The sequence below is a fragment of the Ancylobacter sp. GW821-FHT10E12 genome (genome assembly GCF_058809335.1).
In genome coordinates this window covers 1-16486 of the sequence record NZ_JBXASN010000008.1, presented here as the reverse complement: position 1 = coordinate 16486, position 16486 = coordinate 1, and the positions used below count along the sequence as shown (strand labels likewise).

At 71.5% G+C, this 16486-nt stretch carries 17 protein-coding genes, 2 tRNA genes and 1 pseudogene; 11 read left to right on the top strand and 9 right to left on the bottom strand.

Features of this window, described 5'->3' with window-relative positions; translation table 11 throughout:
• Nucleotides 1-73 precede the first annotated feature (73 nt).
• Nucleotides 74-1132: a L,D-transpeptidase gene (locus AC1RU4_RS12240; RefSeq protein ID WP_492891373.1), complete on the bottom strand. Its 1059-nt coding sequence runs from the start codon at nt 1130-1132 to the stop codon at nt 74-76.
• Nucleotides 1133-1222: 90 nt separating this feature from the next.
• The gene (locus tag AC1RU4_RS12235) at nt 1223-1705 is read right to left on the bottom strand and encodes a hypothetical protein (protein WP_492891372.1); all 483 of its coding nucleotides are present in this window, start codon (nt 1703-1705) and stop codon (nt 1223-1225) included.
• 180 nt (nt 1706-1885) lie between these two features.
• On the opposite strand from AC1RU4_RS12235, the gene AC1RU4_RS12230 reads away from it, so the two are divergent.
• The 7 genes from AC1RU4_RS12230 (at nt 1886) to AC1RU4_RS12200 (ending at nt 9182) form a co-directional block, all read left to right on the top strand.
• Nucleotides 1886-2389, top strand: a complete 504-nt coding sequence (locus tag AC1RU4_RS12230) for a GNAT family N-acetyltransferase (protein ID WP_492891371.1) — start codon at nt 1886-1888, stop codon at nt 2387-2389.
• A gap of 191 nt (nt 2390-2580) precedes the next feature.
• On the top strand, nt 2581-3546 hold the full coding sequence (locus tag AC1RU4_RS12225) for a DMT family transporter (RefSeq protein ID WP_492891370.1): 966 nt from the start codon (nt 2581-2583) through the stop codon (nt 3544-3546).
• 102 nt (nt 3547-3648) lie between these two features.
• Nucleotides 3649-4878, top strand: a complete 1230-nt coding sequence (locus AC1RU4_RS12220) for an ABC transporter substrate-binding protein (protein WP_492891369.1) — start codon at nt 3649-3651, stop codon at nt 4876-4878.
• A 299-nt stretch (nt 4879-5177) separates the two neighbouring features.
• Nucleotides 5178-7076 (top strand): ABC transporter permease, encoded by a 1899-nt coding sequence (locus tag AC1RU4_RS12215; protein ID WP_492891368.1) that lies wholly within the window; start codon nt 5178-5180, stop codon nt 7074-7076.
• The gene (locus AC1RU4_RS12210) at nt 7073-7846 is read left to right on the top strand and encodes an ABC transporter ATP-binding protein (protein WP_492891367.1); all 774 of its coding nucleotides are present in this window, start codon (nt 7073-7075) and stop codon (nt 7844-7846) included. The genes AC1RU4_RS12215 and AC1RU4_RS12210 overlap by 4 nt, the downstream gene beginning before the upstream one ends.
• On the top strand, nt 7843-8562 hold the full coding sequence (locus AC1RU4_RS12205) for an ABC transporter ATP-binding protein (RefSeq protein WP_492891366.1): 720 nt from the start codon (nt 7843-7845) through the stop codon (nt 8560-8562). The genes AC1RU4_RS12210 and AC1RU4_RS12205 overlap by 4 nt, the downstream gene beginning before the upstream one ends.
• A 161-nt stretch (nt 8563-8723) precedes the next feature.
• Entirely contained in the window at nt 8724-9182 is a 459-nt protein-coding gene (locus AC1RU4_RS12200; protein ID WP_492891365.1) for a MarR family winged helix-turn-helix transcriptional regulator, read from the top strand.
• A gap of 36 nt (nt 9183-9218) precedes the next feature.
• Here the strand turns inward: AC1RU4_RS12200 and AC1RU4_RS12195 are convergent, their stop codons facing one another.
• The 3 genes from AC1RU4_RS12195 to AC1RU4_RS12185 form a co-directional block, all read right to left on the bottom strand.
• Nucleotides 9219-9956 (bottom strand): aspartate/glutamate racemase family protein, encoded by a 738-nt coding sequence (locus tag AC1RU4_RS12195; protein ID WP_492891364.1) that lies wholly within the window; start codon nt 9954-9956, stop codon nt 9219-9221.
• Nucleotides 9957-10090: 134 nt separating this feature from the next.
• Nucleotides 10091-10486 carry an SMU1112c/YaeR family gloxylase I-like metalloprotein gene (gloA2, locus tag AC1RU4_RS12190; RefSeq protein ID WP_492891363.1) on the bottom strand — a complete coding sequence of 132 codons (396 nt, stop codon included), beginning with the start codon at nt 10484-10486 and terminating at the stop codon, nt 10091-10093.
• A gap of 111 nt (nt 10487-10597) precedes the next feature.
• Nucleotides 10598-10672, bottom strand: a tRNA-Gln gene (locus AC1RU4_RS12185).
• Between the two features lie 184 nt (nt 10673-10856).
• Between AC1RU4_RS12185 and AC1RU4_RS12180 the strand changes: the two genes are divergently transcribed.
• Both AC1RU4_RS12180 and AC1RU4_RS12175 read left to right on the top strand, forming a co-directional pair.
• Nucleotides 10857-10933, top strand: a tRNA-Pro gene (locus AC1RU4_RS12180).
• A 327-nt stretch (nt 10934-11260) separates the two neighbouring features.
• The gene (locus AC1RU4_RS12175; protein ID WP_492891362.1) at nt 11261-11512 is read left to right on the top strand and encodes a hypothetical protein; all 252 of its coding nucleotides are present in this window, start codon (nt 11261-11263) and stop codon (nt 11510-11512) included.
• A gap of 159 nt (nt 11513-11671) precedes the next feature.
• On the opposite strand, the gene AC1RU4_RS12170 is transcribed toward AC1RU4_RS12175, so the two are convergent.
• Nucleotides 11672-12298 (bottom strand): FkbM family methyltransferase, encoded by a 627-nt coding sequence (locus AC1RU4_RS12170; protein ID WP_492891361.1) that lies wholly within the window; start codon nt 12296-12298, stop codon nt 11672-11674.
• 137 nt (nt 12299-12435) lie between these two features.
• Complete coding sequence (locus AC1RU4_RS12165; protein ID WP_492891360.1) at nt 12436-13050, bottom strand: carbonic anhydrase; 615 nt, start codon at nt 13048-13050, stop codon at nt 12436-12438.
• A 172-nt stretch (nt 13051-13222) separates the two neighbouring features.
• On the opposite strand from AC1RU4_RS12165, the gene AC1RU4_RS12160 reads away from it, so the two are divergent.
• Nucleotides 13223-14155 carry an MBL fold metallo-hydrolase gene (locus tag AC1RU4_RS12160; protein WP_492891359.1) on the top strand — a complete coding sequence of 311 codons (933 nt, stop codon included), beginning with the start codon at nt 13223-13225 and terminating at the stop codon, nt 14153-14155.
• A 75-nt stretch (nt 14156-14230) separates the two neighbouring features.
• On the opposite strand, the gene AC1RU4_RS12155 is transcribed toward AC1RU4_RS12160, so the two are convergent.
• Nucleotides 14231-15016 (bottom strand): DUF1499 domain-containing protein, encoded by a 786-nt coding sequence (locus AC1RU4_RS12155; protein ID WP_492891358.1) that lies wholly within the window; start codon nt 15014-15016, stop codon nt 14231-14233.
• A 7-nt stretch (nt 15017-15023) separates the two neighbouring features.
• A complete protein-coding gene (locus tag AC1RU4_RS12150; RefSeq protein ID WP_492891357.1) occupies nt 15024-15731 on the bottom strand; it encodes an HAD family hydrolase in 708 nt (235 codons plus the stop codon).
• Nucleotides 15732-15777: 46 nt separating this feature from the next.
• Here AC1RU4_RS12150 and AC1RU4_RS12145 point away from each other — a divergent pair.
• Nucleotides 15778-16486 (top strand): annotated as a pseudogene (locus AC1RU4_RS12145) (hypothetical protein); the annotation flags it as partial.

The following is a 16486-nucleotide window of genomic DNA, read 5'->3' as shown; positions in this document are numbered from 1 at the left end:
AACCGAGCCGCCGCTATCCGACCAGACGGCGAGCCATGCAGGAATATCGCCCCTGATCGAACGGCACCTGCGATCAGATGACCCGCACCATCGTGCCGACGCGCACGCGATTATAGAGGTCGATCACGTCGTCATTGCGCATGCGGATGCAGCCGGAGGACACCGCCTGGCCGATGCTGTCGGATTCGTTGGTGCCGTGGATGCGGTAGAGCGTGTCGCCGAGATAGAGCGCGCGGGCACCGAGCGGGTTGTCCGGCCCGCCGGCCATCTGCTCCGGCAGGTCGGGACGGCGGGCGATCATCTCCGCCGGCGGATGCCAGTTCGGCCATTCCGCCTTGCGGCTCACCCGCTGGCTGCCGCTCCACGCAAAGCCCTCGCGGCCGACGCCGATGCCGTAGCGCAGCGCCCGCCCATTGCCCTGGATCAGGTAGAGGAAGCGCGCGCCGGTATCGACGATGACGGTGCCCGGCGGATCGACGGTCGTGTAGGGCACGACCTGCCGGTTATACATGGTGTCGACGCCCTTGCCGCCGCCGCCGCTCTGGTAGACCGGCCCCGGCGTGTCGTCCTCATAATAGTCGCCCGCGCCGGCGGTGGCATAGGCGGGCCTGGCCGCGGCCGGGCTCGGGGCGCCGCCATAGATGGCGCCGGCCGAACCGCCATTGCGATAGGCGCCGGAGGCAGCCGTGCGCCTGGTGCCGACCTCCGCGCTGGGGCGCGGCGCGGGGGCATAGGAGGGAGCGGGGGCATAGGAGGAAGCGGCATGGGAACCGGCATTGCCGGGCATCACATTGCCGGAGGGATAGACATTGCTGCCGCCCGGCTGCCAGCCGCCGCCGACCCAGCTGCGCGAGGACGAGGTGGTCCCGCCCGACGGCGCCCGTCCGCCGGAGGAGGAGAACACCGCGTAATTGCTGTCATTGACGCCGTAGATGCCGGCGCTCTGCGCCAGTGCCGGCCCGGCGAGGCCGAGCGCCGACGCGATCGCCGACATCGCCACCAGCACCGGGACCGCGCCCCGGCGCGAGGGCCGGGAGCGGGCGCTCCCGTGCCGCCGGCAACCCCAGATCCCGCGCGAAGTCTCGCCCCGGCTCTCGCCCGACATCTGGTCCCAAGTCTCGAAACCGCTCATGCGCAGGCGTCCCGGCCGCTTCACCCCATGAACCCTAGGTTTCGCTCCCCGTGGTTAACATACGGTTATACCGCCGGGCCGAACCGGCGATCAGGCCGGACAGCGCACGAACACCATGGTGCCGTAGCGGCCCTGCACCTCGGGATCGAGCCACTTCATCACCAGCACCTGGCCGTCGAAGCGCAGCACCTCGCGGTCGCCCTCACCGCCCGGCGGCTCCTCAGGCAGGCCGATATAGGTCGGGCCCGGCGCCACCTGCTTGGAGACCAGCTCGGAAGCCTGCGTCTGGTCGGCGAGATACATCATGAAGCCGCCATTCGAGCCCGCGGTGATCACATAGGGCTGGCGGCAGCCCTGGCGGGCCTGCGCCTCGGTACGGGCGGCGTCCTCCGGCCGGTGGAAGGCGGCCAGGCCCCATTTGCCGACCAGCTGCTGGGCGGCGATCGGCGAGGTGTAGTGCGGCATGGCCGGCATGGCCGGCTGCGGCGGGGTCGGGGTGCTGGCGCAGGCGGCGACAAAGGCGGCCACCGCGGCGACGAGGGACAGACGCACGAAACGACGGGAGAAGTTCATCGAGCACTCCGGGACGGGCAGATGCCGGTCGGACGACCAGCGACCAGGCGAACCCCGGCCGCTAACGAGAATGGGATACACCCCCGGCGCATGGGCTTTACGCCAGGGACGGCATGACAACATAGTCTGCCCGCGTCGCCTCGTCGACGTTAACTGAGCCACAGGTCGAGAGAATTTCCGGTGCATGCTCCCCTCATCCGCCCCGCCCGCGACGCCGACGGCGACGCCATCGCCGCCCTGATCGCCGGCGCCTTCGCCGAATATGACGGCTGCGTCTTCGATCGCGCCGTCGAATTCCCCGAGCTCGACGCCATAGCCGGTCATTTCGAGGCCAGAGGCGGCCGCATCTGGGTGGCGACGGAGGGCGACGCCGTGCTCGGCTCGCTCGCCGCCGCGCCGATGCGCGGGGACGACGTGCCCGCCGGCACGGTGGAGATCACCAAGGTCTATGTCGCCCGCGCCGCCCGCCGCCGCGGCGTCGCCCGGGCGCTGATGGGCGAGGCGTTCGGCTTCGCCCGCGCCGGCTTCGCGCCGGAGCTGCGGCTGTGGACCGACACCCGTTTTCTCGATGCCCATCGCTTCTACGAGAGCCTGGGCTTCGAGCGCCTGCCCGGCGCGCGCGAACTGCACGACCTCTCCGCCACCTCCGAATATCCCTACCGCCTCCGGCTCGCTTCGACGTGACCCTCTGCGAGGGCGCGCGGAAGGCCATTCACCTTTGCCGCGACTTGATCTAAATCACCCGGTGCGAGGGCCTGCGCAGCTCCCGCGCCGGCCCGCGATTCGCGCCCGCCGGCACCCGTGACGACCCTTCGCCGGCAGGAGCGCCCCATGCCGGCGCGCCTCGGCGGGGCGATCCGCCGCGTGAGCCTCGCATGACCCGCCCCCTCGCCCGCCCGGTAGCCGAACGCGCCGGCCCCGTCGCCCGAGCCTCCGTCGGAGCCGCTCCCGGAGCCGCCACCCTGGCGATCGGCGGCATCTTCCTGCTGTCCATCATGGACGCGCTGATCAAGTTCGTCGCCGAGACCCATGCGACGCCGCAAGTGGCGTTCATGCGCTATCTCGCCGGCGGCGCCGCGGCCTTCCTGGTGTTCAAGGCGATGCGCACCAGCCTGCCGGACCGGGCGACGCTGCGCCCGCATGCCTGGCGCTCGCTGGTGGTGATGGCGACGGCGCTGAGCTTCTTCTATGCGCTGTCGGCGCTGCCGCTCGCGGTGACGCTGGCGCTGTCCTTCACCTCGCCGATCTTCATCGCCCTGTTCGCGGGGATCATCCTCGGCGAGCGGCCGGGGCGGGCGGTGCTCGTCGCCCTGGTGCTGGGCTTCGCCGGCGTGCTGGTGGTGCTCTCGCACGAATTGTCCGCCGCCGGCGCGACGCCGGCCGGCCGGCTCGGCATCGTCGCGGCGCTGTTCTCCGCCGTCAGCTATGCGCTGTCGATGGTGGTGCTGAAGAGCCGGGCCGCGCGCGACCCTCTCGCCACCATCGTGCTGCTGCAGAACGTCTTCCCGGCGCTGCTCATCGCCCCGCTCGGCCTCGCGGTCTGGACCACGCCGGACTGGAGCGAATTCGCGGTGATGCTGCTCATCGGCGCGCTCGGCACCGGCGGGCATCTGTGCCTCGCCGCCGCCTACAAGCGGGCGGATGCCAGCCGGCTCGGCGTGTTCGAATATACCGCCTTCATCTGGGCGATCAGCATCGGCTTCTTCGCCTTCGGCGAGGTGCCGGGCGTGGCGACGCTGCTCGGCGCCGGGCTCATCATCGGCGGCGCGCTGCTGGCCTCGCGGCGCGCCAAGCCGGCGCAGCAGCCCGCCCGCGAGCCGGAGGTCGAGGTCGGCCCGTGACGCCGCATGCGACACGATCACCGGCGGCGCGGGGTAGACGACGGCCGGCCAAGCCCTAACTTGTGCGGTAACCGGACGCCTCGTTCGAATGCGGAGACCGTCATGCGCCTGCCCGCCCCGTTGCTTCCGTCGCGCCGCGCCGTCGTCCTCGGCGCGCTGGCGCTGGCTGGCCTCGCCGGGCTGTCGCCGGCCGGCGCCGCCGAGCCGATCCGCATCGGCGAGCTCAACAGCTACAAGGCCCAGCCGGCCTTCCTGGAGCCCTATCGCAAGGGCATGGAACTGGCGGTCGAGCAGATCAACGCCGCCGGCGGCATAGACGGGCGCCCGCTCGAACTGATCAGCCGCGACGATGGCGGCAATCCGGGCGACGCGGTGCGCGTCGCCGAGGAGCTCGTCACCCGCGAGAAGGTGGACGTGCTCACCGGCACCTTCCTGTCGCATGTCGGCCTCGCGGTGGCCGGCTTCGCCGACAAGCGCAAGGTGTTCTTCCTCGCCGCCGAGCCGCTGACCGACAAGATCACCTGGGCCGACGGCAACCGCTACACCTTCCGCCTGCGCGCCTCCACCTACATGCAGGTGGCGATGCTGATGCCGCGGGCGGTGGCGGCGAAGAAGCAGCGCTGGGCGCTGGTCTACCCGAACTACGAATACGGCCAGTCCGCCGCCGCCACCTTCAAGGCGCTGCTGAAGGCCGCGCAGCCCGACGTCGAATTCGTCGCCGAACAGGCGACCCCGCTCGGCAAGCTCGATGCCGGCGCGGTGGCGCAGGCGCTCGCCGACGCCAGGCCGGACGCGGTGTTCAACGTGCTGTTCGGGCCGGACCTCGCCAAATTCGTGCGCGAGGCCAATGGACGCGGCACCCTGGACGGCACCTTCGTGGTCAGCCTGCTCTCCGGCGAGCCGGAATATCTCGACCCGCTGAAGGACGAGGCGCCGCAGGGCTGGGTGGTCACCGGCTATCCCTGGTACGACATCGCCATCCCCTCCCACAAACCCTTCCTCGACGCCTATCAGGCCAGATATGGCGAGCCGCCGCGCCTCGGCTCGGTGGTGGGCTACACCGCCATCGTCTCGCTCGCGTCCGGGCTGGCCAAGGCCGAGGGGGCCGATACCGAGAAGCTGGTCGAGGCGTTCAAGGGGCTGGAGGTCGCCGGCCCGTTCGGCCCGTTCGTCTACCGCGCCAGCGACCACCAGGCGACCATGGGCGCCTTTGTCGGCACGCTCGGGGTGAAGGACGGCAAGGGGGTGATGCTCGACCCCGTCTATGTCGACGGGGCGAGCGTGCTGCCCTCCGACGCCGAGGTGGCGAGGCTCCGGCCGAATCGCGATTAAGCGCGGGCCACGCGTGAAAGGCGGATTCGAAAGGCGCCGGATTCTGCGAGACGGTCTGGAGAGTCGGCGCTCTCAGCTTTTGGGCCGTGTGAGCGGCCTGCGCGCTTCGAGGCCGGCCTACCTTTTTACTGCAAAGAACGAACCTCATCCTGAGATGCCCTGCGCAGCAGGGCCTCGAAGGAGGCTCCAGCCGCCTGTACCCGGAATGCCCGATAAGGTGGCTTTCCAGACAGGCTCTGAGGACGTCCCGGCGACCGGCGGGATATGGGACGTGCGGCGGAAACCTGGAGGAGGCGTGGTTGACGTTCGATTCACTGGCCTTCCAGATGATCAACGGGCTGGCCTCGGCCTCCGGCCTGTTCTTCGTCGCCGCCGGCCTGTCGATCATCTTCGGCGTCACCCGCATCGTGAACATGGCGCATGGCGCCTTCTACATGCTGGGCCTCTATCTCGCCGCCACGCTTGCTGACCACCTCCCCGGCCATCTGCCCGGCTGGCTGCCCGCCCCGCTCGGCTACTGGGGCGGCCTCGTCCTCGCCGCGCTTGCCATCGGCCTGCTCGGCGCCCTCGTCGAGATCGCGCTGCTGCGGCGCATCTACCGGGCGCCGGAGCTCTACCAGCTGATCGCCACCTTCGCGCTGGCGCTGATCCTCAACGACGCGGCGCTGTGGATCTGGGGGCCGGAGGACCTGCTCGGCCCGCGCGCGCCGGGGCTGAAGGGCTCGATCGAGCTGCTCGGCCGGCGGCTGCCCCAGTACGACCTGTTCCTCGCCCTTGCCGGGCCGGCGGTGCTGGCGGGGCTTTATCTGCTCATGCGGCGCAGCCGCTTCGGCCGGCTGATCCGCGCCGCCACCCAGGACCGCGAGATGGTCGCCGCGCTCGGCATCAACGAGGCGCTGCTGTTCACCGCCGTGTTCGCGCTCGGCGCCTTCCTCGCCGGGCTCGGCGGCGCGCTGCAGACCGCGCGTGAGCCGGCCAATCTCGCCCTCGACCTCACCGTGCTCGGCGATGCCTTCGTGGTGGTGGTGATCGGCGGCATGGGCTCGATCCCCGGCGCCTATGTCGCCGCCGTGCTGGTGGCGCAGGTGAAGGCGCTGTGCATCGCGCTCGGCACGGTGGAGATCGCCGGCGTCGCGCTCAACATGTCGAAGCTGACGCTGGTCGCCGAGTTCCTCGTCATGGCGCTGGTGCTGATCCTCCGCCCGCAGGGCCTGTTCGGCCGCCCGCACGGGGCGTCCGCGCGGGGATCGACGCCGGAGCCACCGCTGCGTCCCCTTGGCTCCATCGGGCGCGCCGTCGTGCTGGCGGCGCTCGCCGCGGCGCTGGCCGTGCCGCTGCTGGCGCAGGCCTGGGCCTATGCGCCGGTGCTGGCGCTCGACATGCTGGTGGCGATCCTGTTCGCCGCCTCGCTGCATCTCATCATGGGGCCGGGCGGCATGGCCTCCTTCGGCCACGCCGCCTATTTCGGCCTCGGCGCCTATGGCACCGCGCTCGCCGCCGGTACGCTCGGCTTGCCGACGGTGCCAGCGCTCTGCGTCGGCATGCTCGCCGCCGCGGCGGGGGCGAGCGTGTTCGGCTGGTTCTGCGTGCGGCTCGACGGCGTCTATCTCGCCATGCTGACGCTGGCCTTCGGGCAGATCGTCTGGTCGGTGGTCTATCAGTGGGAAGACGTCACCGGCGGCTCCAACGGGCTGATCGGCATCTGGCCGGGCTGGCCGTTCGAGAGCCGCGCCGGGCTCTATCTCGCCGCCCTCGCGCTCGCCGCGCTCGGCCTTTATCTGATCCGCCGCCTTCTCTTCGCTCCCTTCGGCCATGCGCTGCGCGCCGGGCGCGATGCGCGCCTGCGGGCGGAAGCCTCCGGCATCGACGTCGCCCGCGTGCGCTGGCTCGCCTTCGTGCTGGCCGGGGCGCTCGCCGGCGTCGCGGGCGGGCTCTACGCCTTCGCCAAGGGCTCGATCTCGCCGGAGGCGCTCGCCGTCGGCCGCTCCATCGATGCGCTGGTGATGGTGCTGCTCGGCGGCCTCGCCAGTCCCGCCGGGCCGGTGCTGGGCGCCGGCGCCTTCACCCTGCTGCAGGACACGGTGATGCGCGAGACCGAATATTGGCGCGCCCTGCTCGGCGCGCTGATCCTCGCCCTGGTGCTGCTGTTCCCCGGCGGCATCGCCGGCGGCCTTGCCCGGCGCGCGGGGCCGTCATGACGGATGCCCCGGTCCTGAGCGTCGAAAGGCTCGAAAAGTCCTATGGCGGCGTGCGCGCGCTCGACGGGGTGAGCTTCGAGGTGCGCGCCGGCGAATTGCTGGCGCTGATCGGCCCCAACGGCGCCGGCAAGTCGACCTGCTTCAACCTCGTCAACGGCCAGATCCGCCCGGATGCCGGCACGGTGCGCCTCGAAGGCCGCGAGATCACCGGCCTCCAGCCGCGCGCCATCGCCCGGCTCGGGGTCGGCCGCACGTTCCAGATCTCCACCGTCTTCGCCTCGATGACCGTGGCCGCCAATGTCGAGACCGCCCTCCTCGCCGCGCAGGGGCGCAGCTTCGGCCTGTGGCGGCGGCAGCAGGGCCAGGCGCGCGAACCGGCGCTGGCGCTGCTCGCCCAGACCGGGCTCGCGGCGCTCGCCGATCGGCCGGCGGCCGACCTCGCCTATGGCGACGTCAAGCGGCTGGAACTGGCGATCGCGCTCGCCGGCGCCCCGCGCCTCCTCTTGATGGACGAGCCGACCGCCGGCATGGGCGCGCATGAGCGCCTCGCCCTGATCGGACTGGTGGGCGATCTCGCGAAGGCCCGCGGCCTCGCCGTGCTGTTCACCGAGCATTCGATGGACGTGGTGTTCGGCCATGCCACGCGGGTGATCGTGCTGGCGCGGGGGCGCCTGATCGCCGATGGCAGCGTCGACGAGGTACGCGCCGATCCGCAGGTGCGCGCCGTCTATCTCGGCCGCGCCCGCCCGACGGCGGAGGGATCGACATGAGCACCCCGCCTGGCGCTCCGCTTGACGCCCCGCTTCTGCAGATCGAGGCGCTGGACGCCTGGTACGGCCCGGCGCAGGCGCTGTTCGGCCTCTCCCTCACGGTGGGGCGCGGCGAGGCGGTGGCGCTGATCGGCCGCAACGGCGCCGGCAAGAGCACCACGCTCAAGGCGATCATGGGGCTGGTGCGCCGCCGCGCCCACCGTCTCGCCCTTGCCGGCGAGGAGCTCGCGGCGCTGCCCACCCACCGCATCGCCCGCAAGGGGATCGGCTATGTGCCCGAGGACCGCCGCATCTTCACCGACCTCACGGTGATGGAGAATCTCGACCTCGGCCGCCGTCCCGGCCGCGACGGCGCCGACCGCTGGCCGGCCGAACGCATCTTCGCGCTGTTTCCCAATCTTGCCTCCATGCGCGGGCGCCGCGGCGACGAGATGTCCGGCGGCGAGCAGCAGATGCTGTCGGTGGCCCGCGCGCTGGTCGGCAATCCCGAGCTCCTGCTGCTCGACGAGCCCTCGGAAGGCGTGGCGCCGATCATCGTCGAGCAGATGATCCTCGCCTTGCGCACGCTGAAGCAGGGCGGGCTCTCGATCCTGCTGTCGGAGCAGAATGTCGAGCTCTGCGCCGAAGTGTGCGACCGGGCCACCCGCATCGACCAGGGCGAGGGGCGCTGGAGCGGAACGATGGTGGCGGCACGGGCGGCGGCGGAGCTGGACTGACGGTGCCGCGGGCTCCGGCTCCCCCTGGCACGGGATCGCCTTATTCAGGCACCGATTCCGGTATCATGATACGATATTCGTCCGGCAAAAAAGATCCCGTATCCATTTGCGCGCCGGCTCGACTGTGCTCAGATGGTGCGGCGGGTGATCAGGGGCGGAACATGGGCGAGGGCAGCGCGGAGCCGGACGCGGCGGGCGATCGTGCCGGGGAAACCTACCTTCTGGACGAGCAGGTCGGCTTCCTCATGCGCATCGCCACCCAGCGCCACACCGCCATCTTTTCCGGCCGGATGATCGAGCACCTGACGGCGCCGCAATTCTCCGCGCTCGCCAAGCTGCGGGAGGTCGGCCCCTGCTCGCAGAACCGCCTCGGCCGGCTGATCTTCCTCGACGCCGCCACCATCAAGGGCGTGGTGGACCGGCTGGCGGCGCGCAGCCTGGTGATCACCGCCAACGACCCGCTGGACCGCCGCCGCCGCGCCGTGGCGCTGAGCGAGCACGGCCGTGCCATCGCCGAGGCCGCCGTCGCGGTGGCGGCCGAGATCACCGCCGCCACGCTGGAGCCGCTGCAGCCGGGAGAGCGCCGCGAGCTGGTGCGGCTTTTGAAGAAGATCTGCTGAAGAAGATCCGCTTGTCCAGGCCGCCGGCTCCCCGCCTCAGCCGCGCGGGGCGAAGGCGCCGAGCAGGCCGGTATAGGCCTTGGGCCGCGGCGGGGCATAGGCGCCGGCCTTGGAGGTCGCGAGCCCGACCCTGACCAGCCCCTCCATCAGCGCCACCGCGCAGGCCACCCCGTCGATCACCGGCACGCCATGCTCCTCGCCGAGCGCGCGGGCGAGGTCGGCCATGCCGGCGCAGCCGAGCACCACCGCCTCGGCATGGTCCTCGCGCACCGCGCGGCCGATCTCGGCCGAGATCCGCGCCCGCGCATCCGAGGCCGGGTCTTCCAGTTCCAGCACCGCGACATCGGAGGCGCGCACCCGCGCGCAGCGGCGCGCCAGCCCGTAGCGGTCGAGATTGGTCTCGATCACCGGCACCGAGCGCGACAATGTCGTCACCACGCTGAAGCGATGGGCGATGAGGCTCGCCATGTGGAACCCGGCCTCGCCGATGCCGATCACCGGCGCGCCGGCGAGCGAACGCGCCGCATCGACGCCGGTATCGTCGAAACAGGCGACGATATGCCCGTCGACCGCCTCGGCCTCCGCCCGCGCCACCGCGTCGAGCAGGCCCGGAAGGGCAAGCGCGTCGTCGTAATAGCCCTCGATGGAGGCGGGCCCCATCTGCGAGGTGGCGGGCAGGATCGACGTCCCCTCGCCGGCCACCCGCCGGGCGGCGGCGGCGATCTTGTCGGTCATCGAGGCGGTGGTGTTCGGATTGACGAGATGCAGGCGCACGATGGGGGACACCGAGAGAGGAGATGGCGGAGGTGCGGAACCATCTCACGCCGCCGCCGCCGCCGCCAGCCGCGATCGGCGGCCGGCCCAGGTCCCCCTCCTGCCCCGGTCCCAGCTCCGGTTCCGGTTCCTGCCTATGCCGGCATTCCGGGCGGCTCTTCATAGAGTTCCAGCGGCAACCCGTCGGGGTCGGCGAAGAAGGTGAACCGCCTGTCGGTATAGGGATCGACGCGAATCGGCTCGACCTCGACGCCGAGCCGCGTCAGCCGTTCCACCTCCGCGTCGAGATCGGCGGTGGCGAAGGCGAGATGGCGCAGCCCGCAGGCCTCCGGCCGGCCCGGCCGCGGCGGCGGTGCCGGGAAGGAGAACAGCTCCAGCCGCGCATTGCCGGCGTCGAGGTCGCATTTCCACGAGGCACGCTCCTCCCGGAACGCCTCGTGCAGGATCGGAAGCCCCAGCGTTTCCGCATAGAACCGGCGGGACCGGACATAGTCCGAGCAGATGATCGCGACGTGATGGATACCGAGCATGGCGGGAGCCTAGCGCCAAAGCGGCGAGTTTGCAGGCCCCGCGCGCCAGGATCGATGCCGATATCGATGCCGATCCGGCACATGCCGTCGACAGCGAGGGTGCGACGGCAATGGCTGGGGCGGGAGGATTCGAACCTCCGCATGGGGGAATCAAAATCCCCTGCCTTACCGCTTGGCGACGCCCCACCGTTCCGCGCCTCGCCGGCACGGATCATGCGGGCGCGGACATAGCCACAGGAACGCGCGGCTTTCAACCTTCATGCGTGGATCGGGCGGCGCCGGCGGGCGACGTCATCAACAGGCTTTGCGGAGAAGTGCGCGGCCGCCCTTGCGGCCCGGCTCATCCCCGTGTTAGAGGCTCGCGCCGTGTCGGAGTGTAGCGCAGCCTGGTAGCGCACCTCGTTCGGGACGAGGGGGTCGCAGGTTCAAATCCTGCCACTCCGACCAATTGCACCAAGGGCTTCCCGAGCCCGACAGAGACGACCCCCCAATTATCGCGATAGAAGCGATGCGGTGGCGCGCTCCAGCGCCTCCGCTGGAAGCCCTCATGCCGCCGACGTCGCCCGCTCTCGCAGGCGGTCATGCCGAGTGAATCGCCGTGGCGGCTGGAGCCTGTCGATCAGGTTGTCGAGAGGCGGCCCGGCGGCCTGACCCTCACCGAGGGCGAGCCCTGCCCCGTCCTGGATCTCAGCCATGAAAAAGCCGCCCAGTGGGCGGCGCATTGGCCGGGAAGCCGAGAGTGACTCATCTTTCAATTAAACCGGAGATTGCCATATGATGCAGCACACTCTTAGCGAGAGTTTTGCTATGGAAAGCGTTACCCGAATACTGCCCACGTCGATGTCGACCTGGAACGCTTTCATCATCGTCCCCGGCGAGGCCGAGGTCCGGTTCATGACAATTCTGGCGGAAGGGTTCGACGAGGCATTGGAAAAGCTGCGCCAGAGCCAGGAAGGCGCGGGCGCCACGGTTCTCGGCCTGTTGCGGCAGGAGATCCCGGTCAATGACGTGGCCGACGTCGACTAGCAGGGTGCTGAAGAAGTCAGAGCGGGGACTGGATGTCCGTGCGCTCATCGAATCGATTCGCAGCGCTCTTCCGACCCGCCTTGCGTCCTGCAGCGAAGCCCGGCAACGGCCGCTGTGGCCCCATGCACCCTCTCCGCGCCCACCGATCGAGCCGTCGCTTCAGGCGCGATAGTGGTACATGCTGGTATCGGTCTTCTCGCCGGAATAGCCCCAGTCGCGCAGCAGCCCGTCCACCGGCTCGATATCGTCGAGCAGCTCGATCAGGATATGGGGCCTGAAGCGACGAATCGTCCGCTCGGCGCCGCGCAAGAGGTCGAGCTCGGCCCTCTCCACATCGATCTTGATCGCCGACAGGTCGGCAAGGCCGATGTCGTCGAGCGACAGCGTGCTGGCGCTGCCGATGACGTTGCCCGGCCCGACGATGCTGCCCGCCGAGGTCAGCCCACCCTTGCCCCTTATCTCGATCCGGCCGCCCGACGCCCGCGTGAGCGCATGCGGGTAGACCGTCACCGCGCCGACTTCGTTGAGCGCCAGGTTGGCCAGCAGCCGCGGTACGATCTCGGGATTGGCCTCGAAGGCGTGGACCCGCGTCGCGCCGCTCATGGCCGCGAGGATCGAATAGAAGCCGGTATAGGCGCCGGCATCGACGACGGAGCCGCCGCGGCGGGCGAGGTCCGCCCACAGCCGGCGCGAGATCGGCTCGAAGCCCACGGTCCGTTTGCGCTGCGCCGCCAGGACGTTGTCTTCCTCGGCGATGAGCTTCACGCCGTCCAGCTCTTCAAACATTCGCTTGCTCTCTCTGGCGGCCCGCGCGCGACTCAGCCGGAGCGCTGTGCGGCAGGCCGTGATCGGGTATAGCGACCGGCAGCGTCGCGAAACAGCGGCCGCGCCGAGGCCACCCTGCCCCGCCGGGCCGGCCGCGCTCACGCCGGGCCGAAGGTCCCGTCCGGCCGCAGCCGCTCCAGCACCCCGGTCGCCACCGCGAAATAGGCGCCGTGCAGCGCCAGCCGGCCGTCGTCGAGCCGTTCCTTCACCCAGGGAAACGTCTCCAGGTTCTTCAGCGACAGCCGCACGCAGCCATATTCCACCAGCCGGCGCCGCTCGCCCTCGTCCTCGGTCAGCCGCCTGGCGACGTCGCTGGCCGGCGAGGCGATGCGGATCCAGTCGGGCAGGAAGTCCTGCGCCGCCGCCGGCGTGCCGTCGAGCAGCGCCTGCGCGCCGCCGCACAGGGCGTGGCCCATCACCACGATCTGCGACACTTCCAGCACCTTCACCGCGAATTCGATGGCGGCGCTGGTGCCGTGATGCGCGTGGTCCGGCGTCGAATAGGCCGGCACCAGATTGGCGACGTTGCGCACCACGAAGAGCTCGCCCGGCGCGGCGTCGAAGATCATCGAGGGGTCGACCCGGCTGTCGGAACAGGCGATCACCAGCGTCTGCGGGCTCTGCCCGCGCCGGGCGAGCTTCTCGAACAGCGCCTTGCGCTCCGGCCACGAGGTGACGCGAAAGCGGCGGTAACCTTCCAGCAACTCGTCCATTCCGATCCCTTCCCTCGCGACCCGTCGTCCGGCACGGGCCGCCGCGCGGCAAAAATGCCGCCCCGATGGCATGGCTGACAAGCGGCAACCGCGCAAGCGGGCACGCCGCCCCTCGACGCCCGCCTCCGTCTCGGCTAGTGCGGGATGCACCCACCGACCAAGGCGCGCGCACATGGCCGACGACATCCCCTTCGAGCGCGACTTCGCCGCGCTTCCCGGCGTGGCGGAGGAGGTCGTCCCCGGCGTCACCCGCGTGCTGGCGCCCAATCCCGGTCCGTTCACCTTCACCGGCACCTGCACCTATCTCATCGGCCATCCCGCCGGCGCCAGCGCCGGCGAGGTGGCGATCCTCGACCCCGGCCCGGACGATTCAAACCATGTGAGCGCGGTGCTGGCGGCGGTGGCCGGGCGGCGGGTGAGCCATATCCTCGTCACCCATACCCATCGCGACCATACCGGCGCCCTCGACGCGCTGAAGGCCGCCACGGGGGCGCCCACCGTCGCCGAAGGTCCCCATCGCCCCGCCCGGCCACTGCACGCGGGCGAGGCCAACGCGCTCGACCATGCCGGCGACGTCGGTTTCCGGCCCGACCGCCTCGTGGCGGACGGGGCGCGCATCGAGGGCGACGGCTTCGCCCTGACCGCTCTCGCGACGCCGGGCCACACCGCCAATCACATGGCCTTCGCGCTGGAGGAGGCGGGGTTGGTCTTCGTCGGCGACCATGTGATGGCATGGTCGACCTCCATCGTCGCGCCGCCGGACGGGTCGATGGGCGACTACATGGCCTCGCTGCGCCGGCTCGGCGAGCGGCCGGAGCAGCTCTATCTGCCCGGCCATGGCGGCCCGGTGCGGCAGGGCCCGGCCTTCGTCGCCCGCTACCTGCGCCATCGCGAGGCGCGCGAGACCGCGATCCTGCGCGCCCTGTCGCGCGGCGCGGCACGGATCCCGGACATCGTGCGGATGATCTATATCGGGCTCGACCCGCGCCTCGCCTCTGCCGCCGGCCTGTCGACGCTGGCGCATCTGGAGGACCTCGTCGCCCGCGGCGAGGTGGAGGCCGACGGGCCGCCAATGCTGGGCAGCCTCTATTCGCGCCGCGGCTGAAGGACCTGCCAGAACGGCGTCGGGGGCGTGGAAGCGCCGGGGTTTTGGCAGCACCGGCGTCCTGGCGCGCGGCGGTCAGCGCCGCCTTTTGCCCTGCCGCTCGGCGAGCTCGGCGAACAGGTCGTCGATGCGCCGCGCATTCGAGCCGAAATCGCGCCCGGCATCGCGGGTCAGCGAGCGCATGTCGACCCGCGTGCCTTCCGGCGTGCGCCGCACCCGGATCACGATGTCGTCGCGCAGGCCGAGCGGCAGGCCGCGCGCCACCGCCTCGATGCGCCCGTCGCGCTGGCCGCCGCGCGGCGGCACCACGTCGATCAGCGTCCATTTGCGCCGCGCCACCAGGACCAGCAGCGAGTCGAACACGTCGTCCGGCGTCGAATCGAGGTCCATCGGCCGGATCGCCGGATAGGCGTCCTCCTGCGCCGCCACCGCCGCGGGGTCGGGATCGCCGAGCGGGTTTGCCGCGCGCGAGCGCGCCATGGCCAGCGTCAGGAAGGAAGGCGGGTCGTCCGGGTCGGTGATCACCTCGTGCAGCGCCGGCATCCGGGCGCCGAAGGCGGCAAGGCCGGCGGTGGGGGCGATCAGCGCCAGCGCCAGCGCGCTCGCCCCGACCACCCGGCCGAGCCCGCGCAGCCCCTCGTTCCAGATCACCACGAAGGCGGCGAGCGCCAGCACCAGCGCCAGCCCGGACAGCACCACGCCGGCGAGCACGGCATAGAGCGCGCTGGTGAGGTCGAAGATTTCGGTCACGTAGCAGGCGATGCCGATCAGCGTCACCGGCAGCGCGAACACCGCGGTGCGCAGGCTCCACACCGCCAGCCGCGACAGCCGTTCCTCGACATAGAGCCGGCGGCGGATCATCGCGCCCTCACACCGGCTCGAGGAACAGGTCGGCCAGCGCGGCGACGTCGTCGACCACCAGGTCCGCCTCGGCGGCGAAACCGTCCACCGGCCCCGGCCCGCTGCGCACCAGGATCGCGAGCGCACCCGCCGCGCGGGCGGTGGCGAGGTCGTGATGGGTGTCGCCCACCAGCGCGATCGCGCCGACCGGCACCCCGGTCAGCGCCGCGAAAGCGTGCACCATGCCCGGCGCCGGCTTGGAGCCGAAGCCGGAATCATGGCCATAGACCGCATCGAACAGCTCCGAGAGGCCGAGCAGGCCAGCCTGGAGGCGTGCATTGCGCTCGCTGTCATTGGTGGCGATGCCGAGCGGCAGGCCGAGGGCGCGCAACCGCGCGAGATCGTCGGCCGGCCGGCCGAGCGGCGCCAGGTGCCGGCGCCCCTCCTCCATGAACAGCCGGTCGATTTCGTCGAAGAAGGCGGCATCCGCCGCGCGGCCGAGCACCTCGCCCCAGAGCGGGCCGAACTGGCTGGACGAGCCGGCGATCAGCGGCGAGGTTTGCAGGAAAATCTGGCGCTCGGGTATATACTGGCTCACCATGTGGAGGCGCCCCAGCGCCGCCGCATCGGCACCGGCGAGGCGGGCCATCACCGCGCCTGCCGCCGGACCCCAGGTGCGGTCGAAATCGACCAAAGTGCCGTCCTTGTCGAACAGAATGGCGCGAACGGCGTTCACGTCGTGTAGACCCCCGGTCGGTCGCGAGCGATGGAGCACCGATAGCATGAATTCGACGCCGCTCCCAACCGCGCCGCGCCGCGTCCCCGGTCCGCTCGGGATTCCCGGTGCCGCCGCGCTGGTGGGGCTGCTGGCGGGGGTGCTGCTGGCGGGCGTATTGCTGGTGCCTGCCCCGCTTGCCGCCCAGACCGCCGACCTCAAGGCCACCATCGACAGCGCCGGCTCGTCCGCCAGCCGGCAGATCGGGGAATGGCTGGGCGCCGAGCCGCCCAAACCGGCGCGCAAGACCACCCGCAAAACCACATCGAAGCCGGCGGGGAAGCCGGCAGCCACCGCGTCCGCCCCCGCCTCGGTGCCGCTGCCGCCGCCCCGGCCGGAGATGGCCGGTGACGCCGCCGCCGCCGGGGAGCCTCCTGCCGAATCCGCCACGCAAGCCGTGCCCGCCGCGCCGGCGCCGGCCGCCCGGCCGCTTTGGGTCGCGAAGCCCGCCGTCCCCCGGCTGGCACCCGAGCCCGTGACGGCGCCCGAGGAACCGGCCGCCGAGCCGGAACCGGAACCGGAGCAGACGGCGGGCGTGCCGCGGCCGTCTCCGCGCCCGGCGCAGGCCCCGCGCACCGCGCAAGCGCCACTTGCCGCGCAAGCGCCCGCTGCCGCCCAACCTCTCCCCGCCGCGCCTCCTCCGCCCGCGCCGGCCCGGCTTGCGGCACAGGTCCCGGAGCCGGCACCGCGCCCGGCCGATGCCCCCGGCATCCCGC

Coding starts and splice junctions, on each gene's coding strand:
- AC1RU4_RS12170 (WP_492891361.1), bottom strand. CDS start 12,298: ATGTTTGAAGAGCTGGACGGCGTGAAGCTCATCGCCGAGGAAGACAAC.
- gloA2 (WP_492891363.1), bottom strand. CDS start 10,486: ATGCTCGGTATCCATCACGTCGCGATCATCTGCTCGGACTATGTCCGG.
- AC1RU4_RS12240 (WP_492891373.1), bottom strand. CDS start 1,132: ATGAGCGGTTTCGAGACTTGGGACCAGATGTCGGGCGAGAGCCGGGGC.
- AC1RU4_RS12205 (WP_492891366.1), top strand. CDS start 7,843: ATGAGCACCCCGCCTGGCGCTCCGCTTGACGCCCCGCTTCTGCAGATC.
- AC1RU4_RS12155 (WP_492891358.1), bottom strand. CDS start 15,016: ATGATCCGCCGCCGGCTCTATGTCGAGGAACGGCTGTCGCGGCTGGCG.
- AC1RU4_RS12160 (WP_492891359.1), top strand. CDS start 13,223: ATGGCCGACGACATCCCCTTCGAGCGCGACTTCGCCGCGCTTCCCGGC.
- AC1RU4_RS12175 (WP_492891362.1), top strand. CDS start 11,261: ATGATGCAGCACACTCTTAGCGAGAGTTTTGCTATGGAAAGCGTTACC.
- AC1RU4_RS12220 (WP_492891369.1), top strand. CDS start 3,649: ATGCGCCTGCCCGCCCCGTTGCTTCCGTCGCGCCGCGCCGTCGTCCTC.
- AC1RU4_RS12225 (WP_492891370.1), top strand. CDS start 2,581: ATGACCCGCCCCCTCGCCCGCCCGGTAGCCGAACGCGCCGGCCCCGTC.
- AC1RU4_RS12200 (WP_492891365.1), top strand. CDS start 8,724: ATGGGCGAGGGCAGCGCGGAGCCGGACGCGGCGGGCGATCGTGCCGGG.
- AC1RU4_RS12210 (WP_492891367.1), top strand. CDS start 7,073: ATGACGGATGCCCCGGTCCTGAGCGTCGAAAGGCTCGAAAAGTCCTAT.
- AC1RU4_RS12165 (WP_492891360.1), bottom strand. CDS start 13,050: ATGGACGAGTTGCTGGAAGGTTACCGCCGCTTTCGCGTCACCTCGTGG.
- AC1RU4_RS12235 (WP_492891372.1), bottom strand. CDS start 1,705: ATGAACTTCTCCCGTCGTTTCGTGCGTCTGTCCCTCGTCGCCGCGGTG.